The organism is Parazoarcus communis SWub3 = DSM 12120, from assembly GCF_003226565.1.
Lineage (GTDB): Bacteria > Pseudomonadota > Gammaproteobacteria > Burkholderiales > Rhodocyclaceae > Parazoarcus > Parazoarcus communis.
On sequence record NZ_QKOE01000092.1, the window covers coordinates 1 to 633 of the forward strand.

1 protein-coding gene is annotated in these 633 nt (G+C 65.4%); it reads left to right on the forward strand.

All coding sequences use genetic code 11. The features are described from left to right. Positions 1–618, forward strand: a 618-nt coding sequence (locus tag DNK49_RS23185) for a YceI family protein (RefSeq protein ID WP_207807109.1), incomplete at its 5' end; no start/stop codon positions are given. Positions 619–633: the final 15 nt, after the last annotated feature.

Genomic DNA, 633 nt, shown 5'->3' on the forward strand with positions numbered 1-633 from the left:
GTTTCTTCACCACCTACGAAGAGCGCACAGGCCTTGCCCATTAAGCGCGCGGCCCTTCTCCTCCTGGCTGCCGCAACGCTGCTGATGCCGGCGGCGCAGAGCGCCGGGGCGGCCGAAGACCTGAAAATCGGCAACGGGCGCGGCACCATCGAGTTCTCGATCGGCGAATCGCGCATCTTCCGCACGACCGGCGGCTTCGGAACCTGGCAGGGCAACGTCCAGGTCAACGACGCCGACATCCCGAAAAGCGCCGTCGAAGTCACCGTGCAGACCGGCAGCCTGCAGATGATGGACCTGCAGCAGACCGACATGCTGAAGGACTCCGACTTCTTCGACGTCGACCGCTTCCCGCAGATGACCTTCCGGTCCGACAAGGTCGAACGGCTCGGCGACGACACCCTGAAGATCGACGGCTTCCTCACGCTCCGCGGTGTGACGCGGCCGATGACGTTCAACGTCACCGTGACGGACCGCAAGCCCAACGCCGCCCCCGGCGCCCGCTACGCCAGCTTCCGCGCCAAGGGCAAGATCAAGCGGTCGGAGTTCGGCATGACCAAGTATGTCGACCTGGTCGGCGACGACGTCGAGATCTCCATCCGGACCGATGCCTGGCGCTGACGGCTTTCGCCCAAG